18 protein-coding genes and 5 pseudogenes are annotated in these 22121 nt (G+C 68.0%); 11 read left to right on the top strand and 12 right to left on the bottom strand.

Features of this window, described 5'->3' with window-relative positions; genetic code table 11:
• Window positions 1–458 precede the first annotated feature (458 nt).
• Window positions 459–704, top strand: a pseudogene (locus AB0412_RS30645) (ATP-binding protein); the annotation flags it as partial.
• A 64-nt stretch (window positions 705–768) separates the two neighbouring features.
• On the opposite strand, the gene AB0412_RS30640 reads toward AB0412_RS30645, so the two are convergent.
• Window positions 769–1332: a cysteine hydrolase gene (locus tag AB0412_RS30640; protein ID WP_366405844.1), complete on the bottom strand. Its 564-nt coding sequence runs from the start codon at window positions 1330–1332 to the stop codon at window positions 769–771.
• Between the two features lie 343 nt (window positions 1333–1675).
• Here AB0412_RS30640 and AB0412_RS30635 point away from each other — a divergent pair, with 343 nt between their 5' ends.
• Window positions 1676–2866 (top strand): IS110 family transposase, encoded by a 1191-nt coding sequence (locus tag AB0412_RS30635; RefSeq protein WP_366405843.1) that lies wholly within the window; start codon window positions 1676–1678, stop codon window positions 2864–2866.
• A 490-nt stretch (window positions 2867–3356) separates the two neighbouring features.
• Here the strand turns inward: AB0412_RS30635 and AB0412_RS30630 are convergent, their stop codons facing one another.
• The 6 genes and pseudogenes from AB0412_RS30630 to AB0412_RS30605 all read right to left on the bottom strand — a co-directional run bounded on the left by AB0412_RS30630 (window position 3357) and on the right by AB0412_RS30605 (window position 6350).
• On the bottom strand, window positions 3357–3866 hold the full coding sequence (locus tag AB0412_RS30630) for a hypothetical protein (protein ID WP_366405842.1): 510 nt from the start codon (window positions 3864–3866) through the stop codon (window positions 3357–3359).
• Between the two features lie 86 nt (window positions 3867–3952).
• Entirely contained in the window at window positions 3953–4201 is a 249-nt protein-coding gene (locus tag AB0412_RS30625; protein ID WP_366405896.1) for a transposase, read from the bottom strand.
• A gap of 755 nt (window positions 4202–4956) precedes the next feature.
• Window positions 4957–5025: pseudogene (locus AB0412_RS30620) on the bottom strand (hypothetical protein); the annotation flags it as partial.
• Window positions 5026–5266: 241 nt separating this feature from the next.
• A pseudogene (locus tag AB0412_RS30615) lies at window positions 5267–5422 on the bottom strand (transposase family protein); the annotation flags it as partial.
• An 87-nt stretch (window positions 5423–5509) separates the two neighbouring features.
• A complete protein-coding gene (locus AB0412_RS30610) occupies window positions 5510–6079 on the bottom strand; it encodes a GNAT family N-acetyltransferase (protein WP_366405841.1) in 570 nt (189 codons plus the stop codon).
• 10 nt (window positions 6080–6089) lie between these two features.
• The gene (locus tag AB0412_RS30605; protein WP_366405840.1) at window positions 6090–6350 is read right to left on the bottom strand and encodes a hypothetical protein; all 261 of its coding nucleotides are present in this window, start codon (window positions 6348–6350) and stop codon (window positions 6090–6092) included.
• Window positions 6351–6625: 275 nt separating this feature from the next.
• Here AB0412_RS30605 and AB0412_RS30600 point away from each other — a divergent pair, with 275 nt between their 5' ends.
• The 3 genes from AB0412_RS30600 (at window position 6626) to AB0412_RS30590 (ending at window position 8605) form a co-directional block, all read left to right on the top strand.
• Complete coding sequence (locus tag AB0412_RS30600; protein WP_366405839.1) at window positions 6626–6763, top strand: hypothetical protein; 138 nt, start codon at window positions 6626–6628, stop codon at window positions 6761–6763.
• A 12-nt stretch (window positions 6764–6775) separates the two neighbouring features.
• Window positions 6776–7309: a helix-turn-helix transcriptional regulator gene (locus AB0412_RS30595; RefSeq protein WP_366405838.1), complete on the top strand. Its 534-nt coding sequence runs from the start codon at window positions 6776–6778 to the stop codon at window positions 7307–7309.
• An 822-nt stretch (window positions 7310–8131) separates the two neighbouring features.
• Entirely contained in the window at window positions 8132–8605 is a 474-nt protein-coding gene (locus tag AB0412_RS30590; protein WP_366405837.1) for a diadenosine tetraphosphate hydrolase, read from the top strand.
• 162 nt (window positions 8606–8767) lie between these two features.
• Here AB0412_RS30590 and AB0412_RS30585 read toward each other — a convergent pair whose 3' ends face one another.
• Entirely contained in the window at window positions 8768–9310 is a 543-nt protein-coding gene (locus tag AB0412_RS30585; RefSeq protein ID WP_366405836.1) for a hypothetical protein, read from the bottom strand.
• A 674-nt stretch (window positions 9311–9984) separates the two neighbouring features.
• Between AB0412_RS30585 and AB0412_RS30580 the strand changes: the two are divergent.
• The 3 genes and pseudogenes from AB0412_RS30580 to AB0412_RS30570 all read left to right on the top strand — a co-directional run.
• A pseudogene (locus tag AB0412_RS30580) lies at window positions 9985–10700 on the top strand (transposase); the annotation flags it as partial.
• Window positions 10701–10756: 56 nt separating this feature from the next.
• Window positions 10757–11610: pseudogene (locus AB0412_RS30575) on the top strand (IS5 family transposase).
• A 205-nt stretch (window positions 11611–11815) separates the two neighbouring features.
• Window positions 11816–12379, top strand: a complete 564-nt coding sequence (locus AB0412_RS30570) for a DinB family protein (protein WP_366405835.1) — start codon at window positions 11816–11818, stop codon at window positions 12377–12379.
• A gap of 142 nt (window positions 12380–12521) precedes the next feature.
• Here AB0412_RS30570 and AB0412_RS30565 read toward each other — a convergent pair whose 3' ends face one another.
• The 3 genes from AB0412_RS30565 to AB0412_RS30555 form a co-directional block, all read right to left on the bottom strand.
• Window positions 12522–12839 carry a hypothetical protein gene (locus AB0412_RS30565; RefSeq protein WP_366405834.1) on the bottom strand — a complete coding sequence of 106 codons (318 nt, stop codon included), beginning with the start codon at window positions 12837–12839 and terminating at the stop codon, window positions 12522–12524.
• 50 nt (window positions 12840–12889) lie between these two features.
• Entirely contained in the window at window positions 12890–14365 is a 1476-nt protein-coding gene (locus tag AB0412_RS30560; RefSeq protein ID WP_366405892.1) for an NF041680 family putative transposase, read from the bottom strand.
• A 144-nt stretch (window positions 14366–14509) separates the two neighbouring features.
• The gene (locus AB0412_RS30555) at window positions 14510–14833 is read right to left on the bottom strand and encodes a hypothetical protein (RefSeq protein WP_366405833.1); all 324 of its coding nucleotides are present in this window, start codon (window positions 14831–14833) and stop codon (window positions 14510–14512) included.
• A gap of 180 nt (window positions 14834–15013) precedes the next feature.
• Here AB0412_RS30555 and AB0412_RS30550 point away from each other — a divergent pair, with 180 nt between their 5' ends.
• From AB0412_RS30550 to AB0412_RS30540, 3 genes are all read left to right on the top strand, one after another.
• On the top strand, window positions 15014–15727 hold the full coding sequence (locus AB0412_RS30550; protein ID WP_366405832.1) for a hypothetical protein: 714 nt from the start codon (window positions 15014–15016) through the stop codon (window positions 15725–15727).
• Entirely contained in the window at window positions 15720–16577 is an 858-nt protein-coding gene (locus tag AB0412_RS30545; protein WP_366405831.1) for a hypothetical protein, read from the top strand. The genes AB0412_RS30550 and AB0412_RS30545 overlap by 8 nt, the downstream gene beginning before the upstream one ends.
• A gap of 941 nt (window positions 16578–17518) precedes the next feature.
• Window positions 17519–18160, top strand: a complete 642-nt coding sequence (locus AB0412_RS30540; protein ID WP_366405830.1) for a hypothetical protein — start codon at window positions 17519–17521, stop codon at window positions 18158–18160.
• A gap of 319 nt (window positions 18161–18479) precedes the next feature.
• Here the strand turns inward: AB0412_RS30540 and AB0412_RS30535 are convergent, their stop codons facing one another.
• Window positions 18480–21833: a CHAT domain-containing protein gene (locus AB0412_RS30535; protein ID WP_366405829.1), complete on the bottom strand. Its 3354-nt coding sequence runs from the start codon at window positions 21831–21833 to the stop codon at window positions 18480–18482.
• Between the last annotated feature and the right edge of the window lie 288 nt (window positions 21834–22121).

The raw sequence follows: 22121 nt of genomic DNA, 5'->3' as shown, positions 1-22121 counted from the left end.
TCGCTCTAGTCCTGACGCTACGAACAGGTCACCCGTGTCGTCCTCGTCCTTCTCCCCGATCCCCAGTGCCTTTTCCACCCGCTGCTCCAGAACCTTCTCCTGGTCAGTCGTAGCAGAGGATGAAGGGCTCGGCTTGGGGTCCGTCGACGGACTTCTCCTGCTCTCGGAGTCGCTGCTGCATCCAGCGATGAGGGCAGTGGACAGAATCGAGACGAGTAGGGCGGCACCACGGCGTGTCAGCCGTGAGTAGTGGATCACGACCGAGTTTCCCAGTAGCGCCATCCGACCTCTTTCGTAGGCATCTTCGCGGTACCTGATCCCAGCTTCTTCTTGCCGCAGCGGTCGGCACTCGTTTCCCACTTGGTCCAGTTGGTCATATAGCCCCACGAACCGTACTGCACGTGCCCGTAGCGTCCGCTCTTGATCTCTTGGGAGTATCTGTGCCCGACCGTGACGCCGAGCTGGACCGCAGGGGCGCTGAGCTGCTGTTCCAGGTGCTGACCGAACGCGAGGAGAAGAACAGCGTCGCCATCGCCTCGAGGGAGAGTTTCAGTGGCTGGACCCAGACCTTCACTGATCCGCGGCTCTGCGCGGCCATCGTCGACCGGCTCACCTTCGGCGGCAGCCTCATCCAGACCGGCACCGAATCCTACCGCCTGGCCCTCACCCAGGCCCGGGCAGCAGCGCAGAACGCCGCCGGCTGACCTCCCCCGGCCTATCGGAGCGATGCCGGCTTGCCCCACTCGCGAGGGTCCGGGCGGCGTTCCGCTAGTGCGGTGCGATGGCTTTGACCCAGTCCTCGACCGCGAGGACATCTGCCCACTGCGGGAACAGCTTCTCGGTGAGCATCCGGTGCACCTCGGGGTCGGTGTCGAGGCAGGCATCCGCCAGGACGGTGAGGCCGAAGTCCAGGTCGATGGCGTGCCACAGGGTGGACAGCACTACAGCGCTGGTGGCGATGCCGGTGAGAACAAGGCTGTCGATATCGCGAGCCCTGAGTACCAAGTCGAGGTCGCTGCCCGAGAACGCGCTCCCCCGCCTCTTGGTGACCACGACGTCGCCCTGCTGGGGCGCGACGTCGCCATGGATCGCGGTGCCAGGGGCTCCCTCGGTGAACAGGCCGGCCCGCACAGCGTTTGTCATCACCTTGTTGCGGGGGCTGACTTCTGGATCGCCCGGCCGTAACCCGAGCACCACGTAGATCACGGTGATACCTGCAGCCCGGGCACCGTCGATCGCCCTTCGCAAGCGCGGCAGATATCCGGAACCGTCATCGGCGATGGCCACGACGTCCCGTTGGACGTCCATCACCAGAAGTGCGCTGTTTGCCATGCCTGCCGTCCCTTCCCCGTCGGGACAAGTCTGGTGGATCAACCGAGCTGCGGTGGAGGTTTCGGAGATCTTCGCAGCGTCGCGCCGCAGTGCCCCCACGACCGGCGTCAGTTCTCCCTACGTTGTCCTGCGGGACGCGGTGGGCCCTTCGTATGGTTCACCCACCCAGGGGCGTCGGGTGTGGGTATCAGTTCTCTGCCATGTGTGGCCATCGATGATTGGCCGCCCGACGCCCCACGACGACTCGGCTGCCAATTAGGAATTGCGAATGATCGCTCGTAGGGAATCGACAGCGAGGTCGTCCGTCGGGAGGAACCAGCAGCACACCGCACGGAGGCATCACTTGGCCGCGATATGGGCCGGCATCGACGCTGGCAAGACCCATCACCACTGCGTCGCGATCGACGAGAGCGGCCGTCGGCTGCTGTCCCGACGCGTCGCCAACGACGAGCCCGAACTCCTCCAACTTCTCGCCGACGTCCTGGCCTTGGGTGACGAGGTGACCTGGGGCATTGACCTGGCCGACGGTGGTGCCGCCCTGGTCATCGCCGTCCTCCTCAACCACGGCCAGCCGGTGCTCTACATCTCCGGCCGGGCCATCCACCGCGCCTCCGAGGGCTACCGCGGTGAGGGAAAGACCGACGCCAAGGACGCCGCCGTCATCGCCGATCAAGCCCGCGTCAGACGCGACCTGCACCCCCTACGCGCCGGCGACGAGACCGTCATCGACCTCAAGATCCTCACTGGCCGCCGCGCGGATCTGGTTTCCGACCGCACCCGCATCGTCAACCGACTCCGCGCCCAACTCACCGGCATCTTCCCCGGCCTGGAGCGAGCCCTGGACCTCACCAACACCGGGCCGCTCACCCTGCTGACCGGCTACCAGACCCCGGCGGCCATCCGCCGCATCGGCACCACGCGGCTGGAGACCTGGCTGCGCAACCGCAAGGTCCAGCGCGCCGACCAGCTCGCCGCGACAGCCCTCCTGGCCGCCGAACAGCAGCACACCAGCCTCCCCGGGGAGAAGCTGACCGCCCAGCTAGTGCACACGCTGGCGAAGGAGGTGATGGACCTCAACCAGCAGGTTGCCAAGGTCGACAAACTCATCGAGGCCCGGTTTCGCGAGCACCGCGACTTCGAAGTGATCACCAGCATGCCTGGTCTGGGCGTCATCCTCGGTGCCGAGTTCCTGGCTGCCACAGGCGGTGACATGGCGGTCTTCGGCACTCCCGACCGGCTCGCTGGCTTCGGGGGCGTCGCTCCGGCCCCACGGGACTCCGGCAAGATCAGCGGAAACCTGCGACGTCCTCAGCGATACAACCGCAGACTCCAGCGGGTCTTCTACACCTCTGCGCTGTTCAGCATCCGCCACAGCGAGGAGTCCCGCCGATATTACGACCGCAAACGAGCCGAGGGTAAACGCCACACGCAGGCCGTCCTCGCCCTGGCCCGTCGCCGCGTCAATGTCCTGTGGGCGCTCCTCCGCGATGGACGGTGCTTCGAACTCACACCGCCGACCACCCTCGCAGCTTGACAGACCGCATTAGGAATCACCGACATTCTCTTGCCCTGCGATCACCAAGTGCTCCCCGAACTCGGTGACAAACGGTGTCGCACGTCAGTCACGAAGCCAGCCTAATCCGTAGTCATGAGCGCTCCGTAGGAGCATGGGCTTCTCGGAGCGTTCGAGTACCAGACCGTGACATCCAAGTGCAGCCGGGCCGTGGAGGCCTCAACGTAGATCGGTGCGCGGTCTGGTGCGAATGGTGGTGGCGGTCACGTGGGCGCCGGGCGGATGCCTCACGACCGCCGAGCCTCGACGCCTAGCAGGACCAGGCCATGCGTGCCCGCTACCAGCGCGAGCACCACGTGGCGAGCTATCACAGGCAGTCTCCCTTTCGGCGCCGCGGGGTCAGGGGGTTCAGCCGGGCCACGGTTCTGGCTCAGGTCTTGTGGTGCGACCACGTTGAGTGACCGGATCACCTTGCGGCTGACCGATCCCGATGGCGCGAAGGAGCCCCGGGTTAGTCTCCCGCCTGGGCCGCAGACCTCTTGCTGAGGAACTGCTTCGCTGCCTCAACCGCTTCTCCGTTGAGTTCCTCGACGGTGACTCCCCAGCTCTCCTCCCAGCCGACTAGGTTGTGCGCGCAGTTCACAAGGGGTTCTAGCTCTTCGGGGTAGCCGAGGTCATAGGCGATGTCTGCCCAGATGAGGTGAGTGCCGACGGCGGGATCCAGGGATCCGTCGACGATCTGACCGGCGATCCAGTAGGCCATCGCCCACTTTGCGGCACGAGGGTCCGCGGGCGGCTGGAAGTGCAGTCCCAGCTCCTCCAGTACTTGGTCGAAGAGCTCCGGCGCTTCCGGCTCTTCGCTCCGGAGGAGTCCAGCCAGCATGGCCAGGGACGGGCTCTCGACCCCAGCAATCAGCGCGTCCAGACCTGCCTGAATAAGCCTGTCCGATCCGACATGCCTGCCGAATACCCTCTCACGCGCGATGTGTCTGAACTGATCGAGGGCGTCGTCGCCGGTCATCAAGGTCTTCTCCGTCGGCTTCTGGGAGGGGAAGGCTTACACATCCGCCACCGCCGCTGCCATCGAGTTCTTCCCGTCGTCGGCGATCACGACATGAGGACACGCTTCCACAGGAGGGCGAAGCCTGCGCGGCCGAACATCTGCGGCTTGAGCATCTTGACCCGGTTGACGTGGCCTTCGACGACGCCGGAGTTCCAGGGCAGAGTCAGGCCGGCGATGACGGCGTCGCGATCTCGGTCGATGCCTGCGGCGAGGGTGTGGAGGCTGGGCAGGTCGTCCTGCCGGACGGCGTCGAGCCAGTCCGGCAGGCGCTCGCCCTGGCGCTCGGTGAGCATGGCCGCGAAGAGCGGACATGCCCGGTGAGGGCGTCCAGTTCGGGGCAGTGGGCCCGGACGGTTTTGAGCTGGAGCCGTTCGGACTCGGTGAGGGTGTCCGGGTGGCGGAGGGTCCATCCGGAGACGGCCCGGGGCGAAGACGGCCGGGCGGTAACCGGCCGCGGTGAGGTGCGCTTGTCGTGCAGGTAGGCGCGGACGCGCTGGTAGCTGCCCTGGTAGCCAAGCGGCACGATCTCCTCCCACAGCTTCCAGGCGTTGGTGTAGCCCTCGCTCCAGCGGTCGTCCAGGAGAACTTGTAGTCGTCGAGGACGGAGGGCCGGTTCTGCCACTGACCGGTGAACAGCTCCTCCGGGCTTGCGGCGTCGGCGAACTGCTTGACCGTGCGGTAGGTCATCCTGGGCTGCCGCTGGATGGAGCGCCGACTGTGTCCTGCCGTCAGCAGGGCGTGGACGGCGGCGTGCCGGAACCCGGGTCCGGTCGGCGAACCGGTGCCCCGCGCGGCCAAGGCGAAGCGGACGGGTCCGCGGCTGGGACCGCCTCGGGTCCAGGTTCAGAAGGTGTGGGGCCAGAGCCCGGAGGCAGCGCTCAGGTTGCGCCAGAGGTGCCACCGGTCCGCGACCTGGACAGCCTGCGGTGCACCGGTGGTGGCGCCCTCGGCGAAGAACGGTGCCCCGTCCCGGCACACGGACGCCGGGCCGCTGGGCGAGCCAGGCGGCCAGGCTCGATGCCTCCCGGTCCGGGAGGAGATCGATCGGGCGGCGGGTTTCGACGTCGACCAGGACGGTGCCGTAGTGGCGGCCCTTGCGGGTGGCGTACTCGTCCACGCCGACCACCCGCGGCGCGGGCGCTTCGGGCTCGGGAAGGGCGTCGATCAGGCAGGACGGTGCCCCGGCTCACGGACACGCCGAGGATGGCAGTCGGCCGGGCGCCGGCCCGGTCGGCTAGGGCGAGACCGACCGAGGCCAGTGTCGAGCGCAGCCGCTCGGTGCGCTGACCGTGCCGACGGGTCAGGCCGGGTATCTGCTCCACAAAGGTCCGTCGCGAGCCCAAGGTGTTCCGGCACCGGAACCGCCGAACCCGGAGCCGGAGTATGACGCTTCGTCCGGCGCTCGGTACGTCGGCGGGAAACCGCAGGTAGCAGCTGTGGACCCGGAGCGACCAGGCCCCGCACCCCGGACAGACGGCGCCAGCCGTGGTGCAATGCGCATCGACGCGCACCATCTCGGTGTTCAACGTCCCGCAGCCGGACGCACGCCCGGCGTGACAGGCGGAGGACCGCCGCGCTCTCGCGATGACACGGCCAGGCCGTCAGGCCAGATCCTGCACGTGCAAGAGCAGTAGGTCGAACTCTGGTCCCTCGGGGGTGTTGCGGTACGGCCCTGCGTACCTGTAGCCGAGCCGGGCGTAGAGGTCCTGGCCGCGCCGGTTGGAAGGAAGTGCGAGTAGTGAAGACCACGTCGGGTTGACGGCCTGGAGCAGGGCGGTGTATAGCCGCGTGCCAATGCCCCGGGACTGCCATGGCGGGCGGACGGCCAGTTCACACAGGCCCATCAGCCGTTCGGTGCGGGCGCCTTCCGGGACCTGGTCGACGAGGGGACCGAACCAGTAGTCGGGCGAACAGGGGAATACGTAGCCGAAGCCGACGGCGCTGCCGCTGGCGTACGCGATGACCAGGACGAAGCCGGGGTGCTTGAGGTGGCCGGTAACCTGGCGATGGAGCGCGGGCACCGACAGGCCCAGCGCTTCCGCGCCTGGGTTGTCGACCAGCTCCGGATGACTGTCGGCCCAGATGTCGGCAAGGGTGTCGATCAGCGGTGGGACCTGGCCGGGCCCGTACGTGCGGATCACCACGTCGGTGCGGGTGCGCGGGGTGGTCACCGTCTCCTCCTCAGCTGACGCCGGCGATGGTGCGGTACTCCTCCAGCCAGTCCGCGACCGCCGGGACGGACGCGTGCCGTTGCAGAGCGCTCGAGACGTTGTGCAGCTGCTGCAGCAGCCGGTCGGAGCGCACGTCCGGAAGGTACGCCAGGACGCGCCCGGCGGCCTCGGCTGCGGCCTCCGGCTCCGGACGTTCCCTGATGGCATGCTGGATGGCGACGTCGGCGGTGTACAGGGCGCGGTTGCGTGCGAACTGGTCGCCGTGCAGCAACACCGCTTGTTCGGCCCCGGCTGCGGCCCTCTTACACGAGCGGCGACGCCAATCGCCCTTGCATATAAGGGATTTGCAGCCAGTAGCAGTTCACCCGCCCTGGTCCGCTGCTTTGGTACCGGGGCCGGCGAGAGGACCTTCGCATGTCGAGCAACAGCCCCCGTGTGCCGCGATGCGGGGCCGGCCGAACAGATGCTCCGTCCCGGTTTGGCGCGCCGCAGGCCTTTACCGCCGTCTCGTTCCCCGCCCTCGGTGCCGCCCTGCACATCACCGGGATGCCGCTCGAGGACATCTTCCTGCTCCTCGCGGGGTGTGGCGCTCTGGGCGCCGCGGCGGTCGTCGCCGTAGGGGACGGCTGGCGTCGCCTGGGCGGCTTGGCCGCTGCGGTGCTGCGTGCCACGGCCGGGAAGTAGGCGGCAAGCAGGATGGGGCGCAGTGAGAAGCCCGTTGATCACAGTCGTCCGGCACGTGGTCGGCTCGCTGAGCACCTGCGTGGATGGCGGCACTCGGCCGGGATGACGTACGAGACGCTGTCCCGCCGCACGGGGCTGTCGCCTGCCACGCTGAAGCGGGCGGCCTCTGGTGGTGCGGTGCCCCGGCGCACCACGGTCGAGGCCTACGTCGAAGGCTGCGGCGGCGGGCAGGAGGCGGTGCGGGCCGCGGACGAGCTGTGGCGCCAGACGCGCGTCGAGGAACGTGCTCGGCTGGCGCAGCTGCGGGCACCCCGACCGGAACTCATCCGTGACGAAGGGGACTTGAGCCGGACGCTGGAAGTGGTGTGGGAGCAGGCCGGAGCACCGAGCCTGCGGGAGATCAAGGACCGCTCGGAGAACCCGCTGGCGCTGCCGGTCAGCAGCGCGGCCCGTATCGTCAAACGCGACGCCATCCCCGCCGATGAGCAGCAACCGCAGGCTTTCCTGACCGGCTGTGGCGTTCCGCCCGAGCGGCACACGCCGTGACTGACCGCCTTCACGAAAATCACCCGCCGCTCCGCTGCGGCCGCAGCCGGCGAGCTGCCGGATGAGTGGAGCCGGCTTCGGAGCCAGGCCGCGCTGCGACGGCTGCCGCGGGAGACGTCCCGGCTGGTGAGTGGTCCGCCGACGGCGCAGCACGCGCACGCCACGCGCTCGGGCGACCGGCAGTGGATGCACTTCCTGTCACTGCTCGAGTCGACGATGGGACAGATCGCGGCCGGCGGGGTGCACAGCTACCTTGCCTCGCAAGCCACCCGAAACGGCAAAAGTACAACGGAGTTGGAGCCCTGGCAGCCCGACTACCTGGTGCACCACAACGGCAGGCACATGGTGATCGAAGTCAAGAGCACGTCCAATCCACCCGGCCGACCTCAGGCGGGCGGAACGGCGGGCACCGCACCGCACAGACCGCCCGGCAGCGGGAGCGGCCCCGCCGCGCGGCGAAGCCCCCGCACGCTCTCGTGGCAGCATCCTGACCACACGCCAGCCGCAGATATCACTGCGCGGCCGGCCCGCGGCAGCCTCAGCAACCGCGCGGGCGGCCTGGGTCGTGCGCCGAGCCGCCACCTCTCAACGCATCAGCCAAAACAAGGCCGAAACCAGACACAGCCCCCGGGCCAGCGATCCGCGCCCGCGCCATCCGACCGTCACAGGGGCTCAGCAGTGACGCTTCCCGTCAATAGCTTCGACCTTGAACGTGTGTGTGGGGCATGGCGAGCAGGCGGCTGCAGCGGCGCGGGCACGCGCTCCCGCGGTCCGACGAGCAAATGGTCGCGCTCGGTTCAATGGTGGATAGAGTCGTCGATCATGACTGACGACTGGCGCAGGGACCGGATCGGCAGCGCGCTTCGAGGCGGGAACCCCACGGTGCTGCGGAGACTGGAGGCCGGCTTCGCGGTGATCGGGGACGTCCCGTTCCTCCCGGGATACTCGGTGCTCCTCGTCGATGATCCCTCGGTGCAGCGACTGTCGGACCTGCCCAAGGGCACGCGGCTGGCATTCCTGTCCGACATGGACCGACTGGGCGAGGCCGTCGAGCGCACCTGCAAGCGGCTGGATCCAGCCTTCCGGCGGATCAATCTGGAGATCCTGGGCAACACCGACCCGTTCCTGAATGCACACGTGTGGCCGCGGTTCGACTGGGAGCCCGCCGACCTCGTGGGCAGGCCGGTGTGGCTGTATCCACGCCAGCAGTGGAACGATGAGCACCACGCGCTCGGCCCCCAGCACGACATGCTGCGCCGGGCCATCAGCGAGGAACTGGACCGACTCGCGGCCTGAACGCCCATGCCCGCTCGGCAGCCCGCTCACGACGCCCAGCCGGAAACAACCAGCATGCGGTCAGGCACTCCTCCACAGCCGGATGACCGCCAGTCCGGCGGGCAGGGCGGCTGTCGGCCGCTGGGCGTTTACGGAGTCGTTCCTGCCACCTGGCGGGTGTGCTCAGCAACACGACCAGGCCTCCCGGGGCAGGAAGTGAGGGAGGTCGTCCAGGGCCTCATGGGGGATGAACACCGGCCGTGTGAGGAGGTGATCGCCTGCGCGCTGCACATCCAGGAACACGCCCAGGGATTCCGACCCGGGCACCCCGACGTCCATGTAGGTGAGCTCCGTATACGGCTCGCTGGCCCCGGCACGCTCCAGCATCCACTGCTCCAGCACGGAGGGAACCCGGCCGACCAGGGCCACACCCTCCACCGAGACCTGGGGCCCGCGCAGCGCATCGACCACGACACCGGCCAGCCGCTCGTCCCGGTAGTAGAGGTGCAGACCCAACTCCGGGTACTCCCCCTGCTCCACCACGTCGACAGTGCTGTTCGCAGGACTGCTCAGCCGGTACCGCTGAGCTTCGCGGGTGACACCGCTCAGGGCCTCCGACACCTCACCAGGCCCCATACCGAACATCAGCGGCCCCACACCCACGAACGGATCCAGCGTCCACTGCTGCCGTTCGTCATCCGCCAGCACATGCCACCACGAGAACATGACCACGCAGGCTACGACAGCACCACGACAACACGACCACCGGCCGCAAGAACCCGCTCGACAGCCCTTAAAGCGACCACCTCAAGACGTCCCGCAGGGAGGCCGCCACGGTACTTCGACACCCCTGCGCGGAACCGGGCATGCGCATCGCCCCGGCCGGGAAGCTCACGCCTGCCGGCAAACCCGGACCGCGGCGCCAAGCCAAACGACCCCCACGGGGGCTGCACGTAGCAGGCCCTCAGGAAGGCGAGAGCCTGCATGGGAGCCACGGGCAGGGTCCTGCCCGCGATGATGCCGCAGGCAGTGCTCTTCGGCAGCCTGCCGAGGCCTGCCCCCAACATCTCTCCCGGGGAGGGACAGCCGACCCACACATGCTGGTCACGCAGGGCCCGGCCGAAGTCCACCCGGTTACTGACGAGTGCCGGATCAGGCGCTTTGTGCAGGTGGTAGGGCGCTCGGGTCGCCCGGCGCGCCCTGATCCACAGCTGCGTGCCTGGTCGGGAGACGAAGCCCAAGGGCAGCAGCCAGTAAGCGGGATAGACGGCCCGACGCAGCCGGCCGCGCACGTCTGGACGCGGGCGGCATCCCCGAGGACCGCCAGAAGCAGTCCAAGTGCAAGATGGACGTCATATCCCATGGGGTTGCCAGCCCTTCTTCGTCGTCGCCGACTCCATCACCCCAGCCTGGAACGCGTCCTCGGCCCCCGCCTGGACCACCCCGCCGTCACCCGGCTGCTGGAACGCTACGGCTCCCCAGCCGCCCTGCGCAAAGCCGGCCGCCGCAGACTCGTCGAGGTGATCCGGTCCAAGGCCCCACGCATGACCGCCCGACTGATCGACGAGATCTTCGACGTGCTCGACGAACAGACCGTCATCGTTCCCGGGCACCGGCACCCTCGACGTCGTGGTCCCGTCCCTGGCCCACTCCCTGGCCGCCGTCCACGAACAGCGCCGGGCTCTGGAAGCCCAGATCAAAGCCCTGCTGGAGGAGCACCCTCTTTCCCCGGTCCTGACCTCGATGCCAGGGGTCGCGGTCAGGACCGCCGCCGTTCTGCTGGTCACCGTCGGCGACGGCACCAGCTTCCCCACCGCCGCACACCTGGCCTCCTACGCCGGCCTCGCCCCGACAACGAAGTCCTCGGGGACCTCGATCCACGGCGAACACGCCCCCCGAGGCGGAAACCGACAGCGCAAGAGGGCCATGTTCCTCTCCGCCTTCGCCGCCCTGCACGACCCCGCATCCCGCACCTACTACGACAAATGCCGAGCCCGCGGGAAGACCCACACCCAGGCCCTCCTCCGCCTCCCCGCCACCGCATCAGCGTGCTCTTCGCATGCTCCGCGACGGCACCTTCTACGAACCACGAACCCCCGAAGCAGCCGCCGCATGAGCAACTCGGACTTGACGAAGGACATAGAGGCACCCCCGTCTTTGAGGGAGGCAACGATGCCGCGCAGGCGCTGCTACCCCTCTGACACCTGGGCCGACGAATGGGCGCTGATCGAACCACTGCTGCCGGTCCCGGCCTGTGAGACCCCGGCCGGCAGCCGTCCGGAGAAGCACCCCCGCCGGGAGATCGTGGACGCCATCCGCTACGTCGTGGATACGGGCTGCAAGTGGAGGCCCTGCCCAAGGACTTCCCGCCCTGGCGCACGTGTTACGGGTTCATGGCCCGCTGGGCCGCCTGCGGCGTCATCGGGCAGATCCGTGACCAGCTCCGCAAGCGGATCCGCCGCGAGATGGGCAAGGCGCCCGGAGCGGTCGCCACCGTCATCGACTCGCAGTCGGTCAAGGCCGCCGAGACCGTCGGCAAGAACTCCCGCGGCTACGACGCCGGCAAGAAGATCAACAGCCGCAAGCGACACCTGGTCGTGGACACCAAGGGCCTGCCGCTGTTCGTCATGGTCACCCCGGCCGACATGACCGACCGCAACGCGGCCAAGGAAGTGCTGTTCCGGCTGCGGCTGATGCACCCCGAGATCACCATCGTCTGGGCCGACTCCGCCTACGCCGGACAGCTCGTCGACTGGGCGAAGACCTTCCTGGGCCTGACGATCAAGACCGTCAGCCGACCGAAGAACGTCCCCGGGTTCGTCGTCCTGCCCCGGCGCTGGGTCGTCGAACGTTCGCATGCGTGGGTCATGCATGCCCGCAGACACGCGCGCGACTACGAACGGCTCGTCCAACACTCGGAATCGCTCATCACCTGGGCCGCAATCACCTTGATGACCAGGCGCATCACCCGCCGAAGCTCTCGCAGGAGCGGACAGCCGGCCTCCCGCGAAGCCCACCGCGACTGATCCGATCGGCACTGACGGTCAGCAGTGCCACCGAGAAGTCACCGGGCCCTCAAATCAGCCCAATTCTCGCACCACCACGACGACTTCATCAGCGCAACCGGCAACATCGAGAAATCCCAGGTCGTGCTGCCGGACGGCATAGCCGGAGTCTTCCCGCGTCCACCAGGCCGGCACGCTCTGTTCGACGGGTCTGTAGTGTGCGGCAATGACAAGGAGCGAGCGGCTCGCGGAGCAGTTGGACTGGTACTGGTGCAAGAACCTGCGGCCACGGCTGGACGGTCTTACCGACGAGGAGTACTTCTGGGAGCCGGTGCGCGGCTGCTGGAGCATCCGCCCACGTGGCACGTCGGCCGCACCGATGTCGGCGGGTTCAGGGGAGTGGACGATGGACTTCGCGTCCCCTGCCCCGGAGCCGGCGCCGGTGACCACGATTGCCTGGCGGCTGGCGCACATCATCGTCTCGTGCCTGGCCTATCGGGTCGAGTGGTACTTCGACGGCCAGGACTTCGACGCCGAGGCGTTCGCCTACGCGGGGACCGCTGACGAGGCGCTGAAACAGCTCGATGAGATGTACGGGAGATGGAACGCGGGGGTCCGCGAACTCTCGGACGCCGACCTAGACAATCCGCCCGCGATGGGTCCCGAGCCGTTTCCCATGGAGAACAGGGTCCTGCACGTCAACAGGGAGCTGATCCATCACGGCGCCGAAATTTCCCTGCTGCGCGACCTCTACCGCTGGCAGGACGGAGCCGCACCGCACCGAATATGAGCCAGGCGCGGTGCCAAGCAACAGTCGACCAGCCGCCCCCGCCACCCAGACCCCGCCGTTCGAACTCTGAGCTGGGCAAACGCCCAGACGTCGCAGGTGGTCATGTCATGCCCAGCTCAGAAACAGGCACTCACCTTGTCGTTTAACCAAAGACGTTCGGCGGGGTCGCGGCAACGGTGACCTGGGCGGTCCAGGACCCGGGTTCCTGGGGCGGATCCCAGGTCACGTCGACGCGCACTTCGTGGAAGTCGTGTGCGAGTCTCACCACCATGGCCGCCGCGGCGGCCCGTGCCTCGGCTGGGTCGGCGTTGACCGGGACGTCGGCGAGGCGCCCGCAGAGCATCCCGCCTTCCACGGTGAGGACACTGTGGCGCCAGCCTTCCGGCGTCGCGAGCAGGACGATGCCCTTCGGCATGCCGAAGGGAGGTCGCCTCTTCTTCTCCCGCTTTCGTCTCACCATGGAGCCATCCAACCTCGTCGGCTTCCTGACGGTTCCAGGCGGGCGGAGCTTCAGGTGCCGCGGCGGGGTTTGGTGCCGACTTTGTGGTGGGCGGGACGGCTGAACGCCTCGCCGGTGGCGAGGACCCGCCCGACCTCGTGGCGGGTGGTCGGTCGCTGGTTCTTCGAGCCTGGCGGCCTGCCTGGGCCGGGGCGGGATGGTTTCGGTGCACCAGCTGGGGAGCCGGTCTTCGCGTGCAGGTTCCGGAACACTCTGCGGACGCGGGCGGGCGTGAGCTTGTTCGGATCGGTCGGCTTCTCCCAGGGCCTGCGGAGGTCGGTGGCCAGCGGTCGGGCGAGCCGGAGCTGGGCATAGGCGGCGATCACGAGCCAGGTCCACCGGTCGGCCGCTTCCGAGCTGCGAAGCCGGGGCTTGGTCCAGCCGAGGGTCTGCTTGAACAGGCGAAACGTGTGCTCGATGTCGAAGCGCCGCAGGAACGACTGCCAGCAGCGATCGACGTCCGCCATCGTTGCGCCAGCGCCCGACCACCACAGCCAGACCGGCTTGTTGACTCCGCCGCTGGGAAGCTTCTCCACGACCAGGCGGATGACGGTGCCCTCGATGATGGGCAACGGCCCGCCGTGGTCGAGCCATGCGGCCCGGCGGGTCAGCCGCGGGTGCAGCCGGTCCCACGCCTGCGCGGCCGCCTTCCCATAGAGGCGGGTGTCCGTGACCGCCACGGCCTGCTCGGTGCCCCAGGTTGCGGGGTCGCCGAATACGAACTCGCCGCCGTGCTTGGGCGGCCGACCGCCCCTGGGGTTGGCCAGGTGGAACTCTTCGCGGGAGGGTGTCGGACGCCGCATCACCCGATCTGAACGGAGCCGGCCGAGGATCTCGACGGGCAGGTCACCCAGCAGGTGGGCGATGCGCGGGGCGTCGTATCCGGCGTCCAGCACGACCAGGACCTCCGGGTCACCCGGCCGCCACTGGCCGGCGGCGACCAACCGCTCAATGACTTCACGGATCTGCACGGTGGTCACCGCGGCGACGTCGGCGCCGGGCTCGAGACGGATCGCGTCCAGCACCGCCGTCCAGGACGTGCGGCCGGTCTCCAGCGCGGCCACCACCGAGTACGGCCAGCCAGGCACCATCTGATGCTTGCCCTCACCCCGCCCGAAGGTGTGGCAAAAGGCCCGGTCGGCACACGTGTTGGCGTCCGGTCGCAGCCACGGCGAGACATCCACCGCCAGCACGAGCCGGCCGTCCCCCGCCCGTGGCAACGGCACTCCAGCCAGGGCACGACGCAGCCGGGCAACGTCGATCCGGCCCTTGTTGAGTCCGCCGTACAGCGCTCCGTGCCCACGGCGGTGCTCGGGAGCGAGCGCGAGATCGACCAGCGTTCGCACCGGCCCGTCCGTGCACAGCAGCGCGTCGCATAACTCGAACAACGCGTCGCCCCGCACGGTCAGACACGCGTACAGCTCCGACCGGAAGCGTGACACTTCCGCGAACGCATCCCGCAGGGCGTCCTGATGCACCAAACTCACGACCACGGCCTTCGCGCTGATCCACTCTGTGACGGAGCACAGGATCAGACGGAGGCCGCTTTCACGTCCGCTGAACTGCGAAAACGCCGACCAAGTTCGAGGTAGTCGTTCGATGTCCCGGCGCGGCGTGCAGGCAGGCATCTGTCACTCGTCGTCCGTACGCTCCGCGGGAGTGTCGAGGTGCCTGTCGAGAAAGCCGTTGATGAACTCCACTCCGAAGGCGTGTGTGTCATGCGAGACATCGGAGGGCGACTCGCCGAACCAGAGAACAGTCTCCGGGTTGCGCTTGGCCTCATCCAGCCACATGCGAAGCCTGCCGAGTCGTCCTCCGCTCAGCCGGACAACAGCCTGATGCACACGTTCACACTCCGTGCCCGCATAGAGATCGAGAAGCGCCAGAACGCTCTCTGCTTCGGCATCCGGAAACGTGGCGTTACAAAGCTGACGTGTTGCTGGTGACACAGCCATGCCCATCAACCTGCCAACCCCTACCGCGATCGGCAACGGCCAAGATCGGACAGAGGTTAAACGACAAGCTCACCCCTCGCGGACGGGGGTGAACACTCGCGTTTGTGGTCGGCGGCGGACGCGCAACCCACTTCGTACGCGGAGGGTACAGGTACGGCTACCAGGCGATACCTTGGAGCGGTGGATCAAGGAGTAGCCCATCCCGAGACCGCTGAGCGGGTGACGAGCCGGGAGCAGGATGCCGTGCGGCTCCTGCTGCTCATCGACGGGGCATGCGAGCCCGTGTCCGACGCCGAGCGAGCTGACCCGGGGCTGGAATCAGCTGTGGGGGTTGTCCGCACTCAGGTCCGCCTGCAGAAACTGGACTTCTGGCTCCGCAATCCTGACTACCTGGCCGATGAGCTGCTGACGAAGTACGAGGCGACCACCGAGGCCCGCCTGCTGGAGCTGGCCGGCCGCATTCTGGATTCCGAGGAACCGGAGGTGCGGTGCTATCCGATGCTGCGGCACCACTTCGGGGCCTACGAACCGTTGGACGACGCCCTCGCCGTGCTGCGCAGTGCTGGTCTGGTGGCGCGTCGCCGACGCGGGACTGTCAACCGGGTACGACAGCACGACTACTTCCTGCTGGAGGCCGGGCGGAAGGTCGCACGTGAGGCGATTCAGGAGGCACCCGCCTTCCAGTACTACGTGGACCGGGTGCAGCTGGTGCTGGATCTGGCCGACGGACGTGGTGGCAACCAGCTGAAGAAACAGCAGTACCTGCAGCGTGAGTACGCCGAGGCTGCCCGCGGGGATCGGATCGGTTGGGTGAGCGTGCGAGCGCGAGCGCGGCTGGAAGAACTGCGCAAGCAGGCAAGGAATGGGGATGCGGAAGCGGGGGACCATGGCTGATGACGTTGCGCTCGAGGATCGGATCGCCGCGCGCGCGAAGGTGACTGTCGATGACGTGCGGGCGGTGTTCGAGTCCCAGGGAATCCCGCGGGGTGCACCTCCCGCACGACCGCGGCCTCTGCGGATTCACCGGCTGCGGGTGGCCGGGGTGCGCACCGGAGCTCTCGAACCCGGCCCGTTCAACACCACGTTCAGGTTCGGCGAGGGGCTGACCGCCCTGGTGGCCTCGAACTTGCGCGGGAAGTCCAGTGTGCTGGAACTGGTGACCTGGTGCCTTCGGGGCACCCCGCGGGAGAAGAGCGGCGCCATCCACTGGCTACGTGAGGTCGACCTCGACGCCACAGTCGCCGGCCAGCCGATGGCCTTCCGGCTGAACCTGGACAACGAGGAAATCACCTCCGCGGTCGCGTTTTCCGGGCCCGATCTCGCCGTGCTGGAAACCCTCCGCTCCCCGGACCCCGCGCAGGGAGTGCTGCCGCTGCTTCGCCCCGCGACCTCGGAGAGCTACGCCGAACAGGTGCAGGCGCTGATGATGAAGTGGATGGACCTGCATCTGCATCCCCTGGTCAGTGCCAAACAGGGGACGTCCGCGGTGGCGCACGGGTGGCCCGCCTACTTCGGGGCCCTGTACCTGCCCGCGGCCCGCTCCCCGGCCTTGCTGGGCGATGTACTCATGAGCGGTCTGCCGGGACGCCTTCTGCAGGTGTTCCCCGACCTCCCGGCCGCCGGTGTACTGACCAAGGTCAAAACGCAGGCGGAACTGATGGCAACGGCCCGCAAGCGCCGGCAGAGCGCAGCGAAAGAGGCCCAGGAGGAGCGAGCGGCGCAGCGACAGCCGCGCTCCGCTTGACCTGCGGCCGAGAAGTACTTCATCGCCTGATCGACTGTTGCGTTGTCAAGCAGGATCCGAGAGACGTGGCCTGGCACGTCACGTCCCGCCGTTGCTTCCTGCAACACGCTTGCCGCATGCACCGGATCGTTGAACAGCCGCCGGAGGCATGCATCGTCCTGTGCATACTCCTCTGCGCGAGTCCTCATGACCTCATCATGGGCGATCGGGGCCTCCCGTACGGCGAATCCTAGGAACCTGTCCGGTCGATCACGGTCGCCGAGCGCAGCGCCGAGGCCACAGGTTCGACGCGGCGATGGCAGTTGAGACAAGCGGCAACTCGCATGCGAAGCCCCACCCATCCGGTGATTCGCGTCCGGGTTCCCGTGCCGCGTGACGCAGGATTCTGCGAACCCGTGTGCTTCCGACCGAGCGATGTCCAAGATCCGCAACGGCGAGCGCGGCGCCGGCGGAGTCGACCGGCGTCTGATCGCCTCGGCGCCCGCCCCCGTGCCGAGGGCGAGCCTGGCCGGGCGTGGCTGGAGGAAGCCCTGCAGGCCGTCGGCGCCAGGGTTGTGTCGCACGGCGGCAACCACCGGTTCTGCGGACGGTTTCCACGTGTTGCCGCGCGGCCGACGACGCTACCAGAACCAGGGGCCCATCGCCGATGAATGCTGTCCAAGACATCCTGCTCTTCGACGACTTGCTGAGAGCGTGAACGCATCGGAACGGGTGGCAACCTTGGCTCGGGAGGCGACAGACGTGGTGCCGCCTCAACGAGCCCTTCCCGCCCTGGCACCGCGGTGGGCGCCTCTGGGTTCGGCAGGTGAAGTCACCTCTTCCGCGCCCTTCATCCCCACCGCCCGAGAACGGACCGCTACGTGGACGAACTCTGGTGAACCCTCCAGAACACCGATAGCAAGGCGCCGCACGTCGAGGAACTACTCTTTACACAGCGCGCCGTGACCGTGACACTTGGTGCTCACGATCGCGTCGTGGAGGGGGCATCGACGTTGAGCGACACCTCGCCGGATTGGGCGAAGCCGACACCACTCGGGTACGGAATCGCCTCCGAGGCGGCGCACTTCGTCGCCGCCCCGCTGCTCGCCGGGGCCTGCATCGCCACTATTGGTGTCCTGGGTGCCGACGGCGACAAATTCCGCTGGCCCGGCCCCGCGATGCTGCTGCTCACCCTGGCCTTCGTCGCACTCATCGCGAGCGTGCAGTACGGCTTTCACGCGCGCAGCCACTTCTACTCCCCTACCGATGTCGACACCTGGTACCCGCCCGATCGACCCCGCCCGGACGAGAGCACCCTGCGCCAGCACCAGCAGCGCGACTTCCAGCAGTGGCGGCGCCTAAACCGCCGAGGCAGCACGGCCTACAACGTGGGAATCGTGTTGCTGGGGGCGGCCGCCACCCTTGTGCTTGCCCCACCCGAGGAAGTGTCACTCGGGCATACCGTGTGCCGTTGGACGGCAGCCGCCGTAACGGCGCTGGGCAGTGTGGCGGAGCTGGAGTGGATCCTGCGCGGAGAGCGCGTACGCAGGATCCTTGCCCGTGCGGCTGACGGCGAGACGACTGGGCGGGATCCTCATGTCTGATTCGCATTTGGATTCCTTCGGGGCTCCTCCGGAGGGAGTCAGGACACGCTGTTGCGTGTGCGACGGCCCCTTGCTGTTTCGGGGCCGCCACTTCAAGGCAGAGTTGGGCATGTGGTTCATAAGCAGTGACCGGCTGTTGGCCCAGTGCTCGTACGAGCATGCGGCCGACTGCGAAGTCTCGGTGGTCCCGGCCGTCAAGCTGATCGCGATGGACAAGGACCAAGCCCTGGCGGAGGCTCGCCGCATAAGGTCGGAAGGGGACAGCGGTTCACCGCCACCGTCGGCTCGGTGAACCGCGAGGGGCGCACGCTCGAGCGGATCACGGAGCATTCCCGACGGTTCTCGTCAGCTCGTCGACCAGGCTCTGAGCGGCTGCGGCCTGTTCACGGCACGGCTCCCCCAGCAACTGGTAGTCATGCAGCGCCTTCTGGGCATACAGGAGAGCATCCTCGACTCGGCCCCCGCGGTGCACGAGAAATTCCGCGAAGTCCATCCGGCTCTGCGCGGCGCGGAGGGTGTCGCCAGCGAGGTCGTGCGCCAGGACGGCGTGACGGTAGTGCCGCGCGGCCTTTTCGTTCGCGCCGACCATCTTGTAGATGCCGCCCAACTGATGATGGAGCGACGCCCTGAGCTCGTCGCTCTTCCTGTCATCTCCTTGGAACAGTTCCAGCGCTTCTGTGTAATAGCTTGCCGCGAGTGCGAGTGCGTCGAGTGCCTCCTTTGGAAGGGGAACAGTGATCCGGCCAGGGCGGCTCGTGTCGATCGCCCCGGTCTGTACGAGCCGTTGAAGGTGTTCTTTGTTGAGTCTGCTGACACGGTCGAGTTGAAGGGCTCCGAGGCCGTCCAGGGCGCGCGCGGTGGTGAGGTGGTCGGTCTTCCCTGCAAGGGTGCAGCTCTTCTCGAAGCAGGCTTCCGCCATGCGCTCGAAGCGCGGCTCGCGCTGAGCCCGGTACCAGCGACCGAGTTGGATGAGCGCCGTCGCCTCCAGTGTCCGGTCATCGATCTGGTGCGCGAGGTCGACCGCCCGCCGTAGGCTCAGCTCGGTCTTCTCCGCGAGCAGGCGCTCCACCTCGTGGCGGGGGTTGCGATGCGTGGCGGTTTCCGGCGGCGCGGACGCCGTCTCTGTTCCGTCGCTCGTGTCCGGCAGCGCTCCGCCGTCCGGCTTTGCGGCCGTCCGGCCGGGTCGTGCCTGATCCGTCTCGGTAAGGTACTGCGCGAGCACGGCGTGGAGGGCAGTATCCCGGAACCGGAGGTCCGCGCGTGGGGCGCCGGTGGCGGGGTCGAGCAGCGTGGGAGACAAGCCCTCGACGAGGTTGCGCCAGCGCTGCCGCTGGCCCCTTTCCAGGTACAACATGCGCAGCGCCTGCATGGGGCCCATGACCTCATCGACCAGCGCGTGGTCCAGGGCGAACCGTCGTGCGTGCAGCAGGTTGTCCTCGTCGAGTGCGATGAGATCGAGGATCTCGCGGTTGCCGTGGTTGTATGTCCAGAACAGCGCGTGTCCGTGCTGGTCGTAGTGCTCGGTGAGAGCCCTGCGTATCGTCTCTGACAGGTTGTCTGCCCAGGCAAGTAGCGGCCGCAGGGCGAAGGGCAGCATTGGGTGGATCGCGTGGAAATCCGCGCCCTGGGGGGTGAGCCAGCCCAGGGCGGCGACCGCTGTTAGGAGGCGGGCGGCGGAGTCTTTGTCCAGGGCGGTCACGTACTGGCCGGCCTCGGTGTGTTCCAGTCGTCGGGTCAGAGCGGCCAGATGCATGGCGGCGACGCTGCTACGGAAGAACAGCAGGAGAGTGAGCAGGCGCTGTTCCTGCGCGTCGAAGACCGTGCGAAGGCTCGCGATGGTGCCGGCCAAAGTGGGTGCGCCCTCGCCGGGTTCGAGCGGGCGGCCGGTGCCGGTGTGTAGAGCCTCCAGCCAGGCTTCCAGCCCTCCGATCCGTTCGGCGTCGGGCAGTTGGCGGCACAGGGCCTGGAGCACCAGGGGATTGCCCTGGCTGAAACGAAGGACCGACTCTGGCAGGCCAGGCGCGTGCGATCCCAGAGCCAGTGCCGCGAACTCGGTTCGCTCCACGATGCTCAAGGGTCCCAAGATGACGCGCTCGATCCGCCCTGGCAGCCACGGCGCTCCGTCCGTGGCGATGAGCAGTATACGCACGGGGCTCCCAGACAGCTCGGCGAGGAGGACCGCCAGGCGGGCACGCTCGGCGCCGCTCCAGGTGGCAGCCGATTCCACGTCGTCCCAGACCCACAGCGCGGATGCCGGCGATGCGCCATCGGGCGGGGTAGGTGTCAGGGCGTCTAGGCGCCGTCGTGTGGCGTCGAGTCCGGCGCAGGGGGTGGTCCGAAGGGAGGTGAACACCACCGGGCCCTGCACGCCTGCGGTGCGGCGGTACCAGCGTGCGAAGTCCGCCGCTGTGGTGGTCTTGCCACTGCCGACCGGGCCCTGGAGCAGAACGGGCCGGACGTCGTCGAAGACCCGGTCCACTGTGATGATCAGGTCGTCGCGGCCCACGCATCCGATCTCTGGTGGCACGGGCAGCGGTGTGTCCAGGGGATGGGCGACCGGATCCGGCGGTGCACTCCGGCCGTCACCGGCCGCGTGGTGCGTCGCGTCAAATAGACGGACGGGACAGCGCTCATAGACCACGGGCACCAGCCACTCATCCGTCTGCGGTCCGGGACCGGTCGACGCGGCCAGATCCCTCCGGGCCGACGTGACCGCCTCAGCCAATTCGGCTCCATCTACGAGACGTTCGTACAGTGCGGAGACGAAGTTCGCGGCTGCGGACACATAAACGTCGTAGCGCATGGCCACCACCGCGCCCAGTCCCGACCGCAGGGCATTGCGGGCGAGGGATCCGAAACTGTGCAGTTGCTGCGAGGCAGACTCCGGATCGGCGGCCTCGGCGCCGTTCCTGTCGGTCCGGTCTGAGCCACACGCGTTCAGGGTGAGGCCGAAGACACCCGTCGCGGTGAGCAGTTCGCCCAGTTGTCCTCCGGTGACGAGCCTGCGGTTGTCCGTGGAGCTGGGATCCTCGAAGACGGCGAAGCCCTGTGGGGTTGCTCCGCCCGCGTTGTTGAACGAGCCGTGTCCGTCGAAGTGGACGATGTGGAAGGGCTCGCCGCGGTTCTTGGCCGCCTGCAGGGTGCGGTGCAGTTGCTCGTACGTCGGCGGACGTAGAACCTCTATCCGGACATCCGGCCGCCGCTCAGCCGACCGGATTAGCCGGCCAGCGACCGACCGGAAGGCCACATCGCGGTCATGTCGTGGCCGGCAAATGGCGAGCAGAATCCTGATCGGCCCGTGACGGATCGGCGTCTGCCCTTCGGCGGCGTCATTCCCAGGCGACCACACGTGGACGAAGGAGCGAGCCGTCAGGGACAGGGCGGGCTCCCTCGGCTCCCGCAGCAGCTCGAACGGCACGGACACCACGGCATCCAGGCCAGCATCCACCTCGACGCGAAGATCTCGCACCCGTGCCCTGGCCTGCCTCCACAGGGTCCGCGTTTCCTCAGAGAAATCGAACAGCGCGCGGAAGAGCGATTCGCCGAGTTCCGCCAGCCGAGCGGAACAGCGCGTCGCGATGACCGGTGCGGGGTCGGAGGGGAATTCGCGGTACTCCTCGAGATACCACCGAACTTCCTCGTAATCGTGCCGGCTGACCTCCAGGTCCGGCACCGGAACCTCGACCTGGTACCGTGACTTTCCGTCACTGAGAACGATCCCAATTCCGGGACCCGACGTCGCGACGGCTGATCGCAGTTTGATTCCCAGTACCCACTGCACACCTTGTGACAATGCCCTGCCCCTATCTCGGTCACCCTATGAAGCCCATGTGCCCATGGCTGCCCCGCAACACGGTCAGCCGGGCCGGAGCGGGTCGGCGAGTACACGGTGTCGTACTGCTGAGGGGAGCGACATGCTGGTCGCCTCCTGCCAGGCCTGTCGCCCGGACAGCCAGGCCCG

This window comes from Streptomyces sp. NPDC052012, from assembly GCF_040689265.1.
Classification (GTDB): domain Bacteria; phylum Actinomycetota; class Actinomycetes; order Streptomycetales; family Streptomycetaceae; genus Streptomyces.
The sequence above is the reverse complement of the archived record's forward strand: the minus strand, read 5'-3'. Positions and strand labels throughout refer to the sequence as shown.

Excerpts from the sequence above, each read along its gene's own strand:
- AB0412_RS30585 (WP_366405836.1), bottom strand. The coding sequence starts at position 9,310 with ATGTTCTCGTGGTGGCATGTGCTGGCGGATGACGAACGGCAGCAGTGG.
- AB0412_RS30545 (WP_366405831.1), top strand. The coding sequence starts at position 15,720 with ATGGCTGATGACGTTGCGCTCGAGGATCGGATCGCCGCGCGCGCGAAG.
- AB0412_RS30555 (WP_366405833.1), bottom strand. The coding sequence starts at position 14,833 with ATGGCTGTGTCACCAGCAACACGTCAGCTTTGTAACGCCACGTTTCCG.
- AB0412_RS30600 (WP_366405839.1), top strand. The coding sequence starts at position 6,626 with ATGCCGCTCGAGGACATCTTCCTGCTCCTCGCGGGGTGTGGCGCTCTG.
- AB0412_RS30640 (WP_366405844.1), bottom strand. The coding sequence starts at position 1,332 with ATGGCAAACAGCGCACTTCTGGTGATGGACGTCCAACGGGACGTCGTG.
- AB0412_RS30595 (WP_366405838.1), top strand. The coding sequence starts at position 6,776 with ATGGGGCGCAGTGAGAAGCCCGTTGATCACAGTCGTCCGGCACGTGGT.
- AB0412_RS30625 (WP_366405896.1), bottom strand. The coding sequence starts at position 4,201 with ATGCTCACCGAGCGCCAGGGCGAGCGCCTGCCGGACTGGCTCGACGCC.
- AB0412_RS30570 (WP_366405835.1), top strand. The coding sequence starts at position 11,816 with ATGACAAGGAGCGAGCGGCTCGCGGAGCAGTTGGACTGGTACTGGTGC.
- AB0412_RS30590 (WP_366405837.1), top strand. The coding sequence starts at position 8,132 with ATGACTGACGACTGGCGCAGGGACCGGATCGGCAGCGCGCTTCGAGGC.
- AB0412_RS30630 (WP_366405842.1), bottom strand. The coding sequence starts at position 3,866 with ATGACCGGCGACGACGCCCTCGATCAGTTCAGACACATCGCGCGTGAG.
- AB0412_RS30565 (WP_366405834.1), bottom strand. The coding sequence starts at position 12,839 with ATGGTGAGACGAAAGCGGGAGAAGAAGAGGCGACCTCCCTTCGGCATG.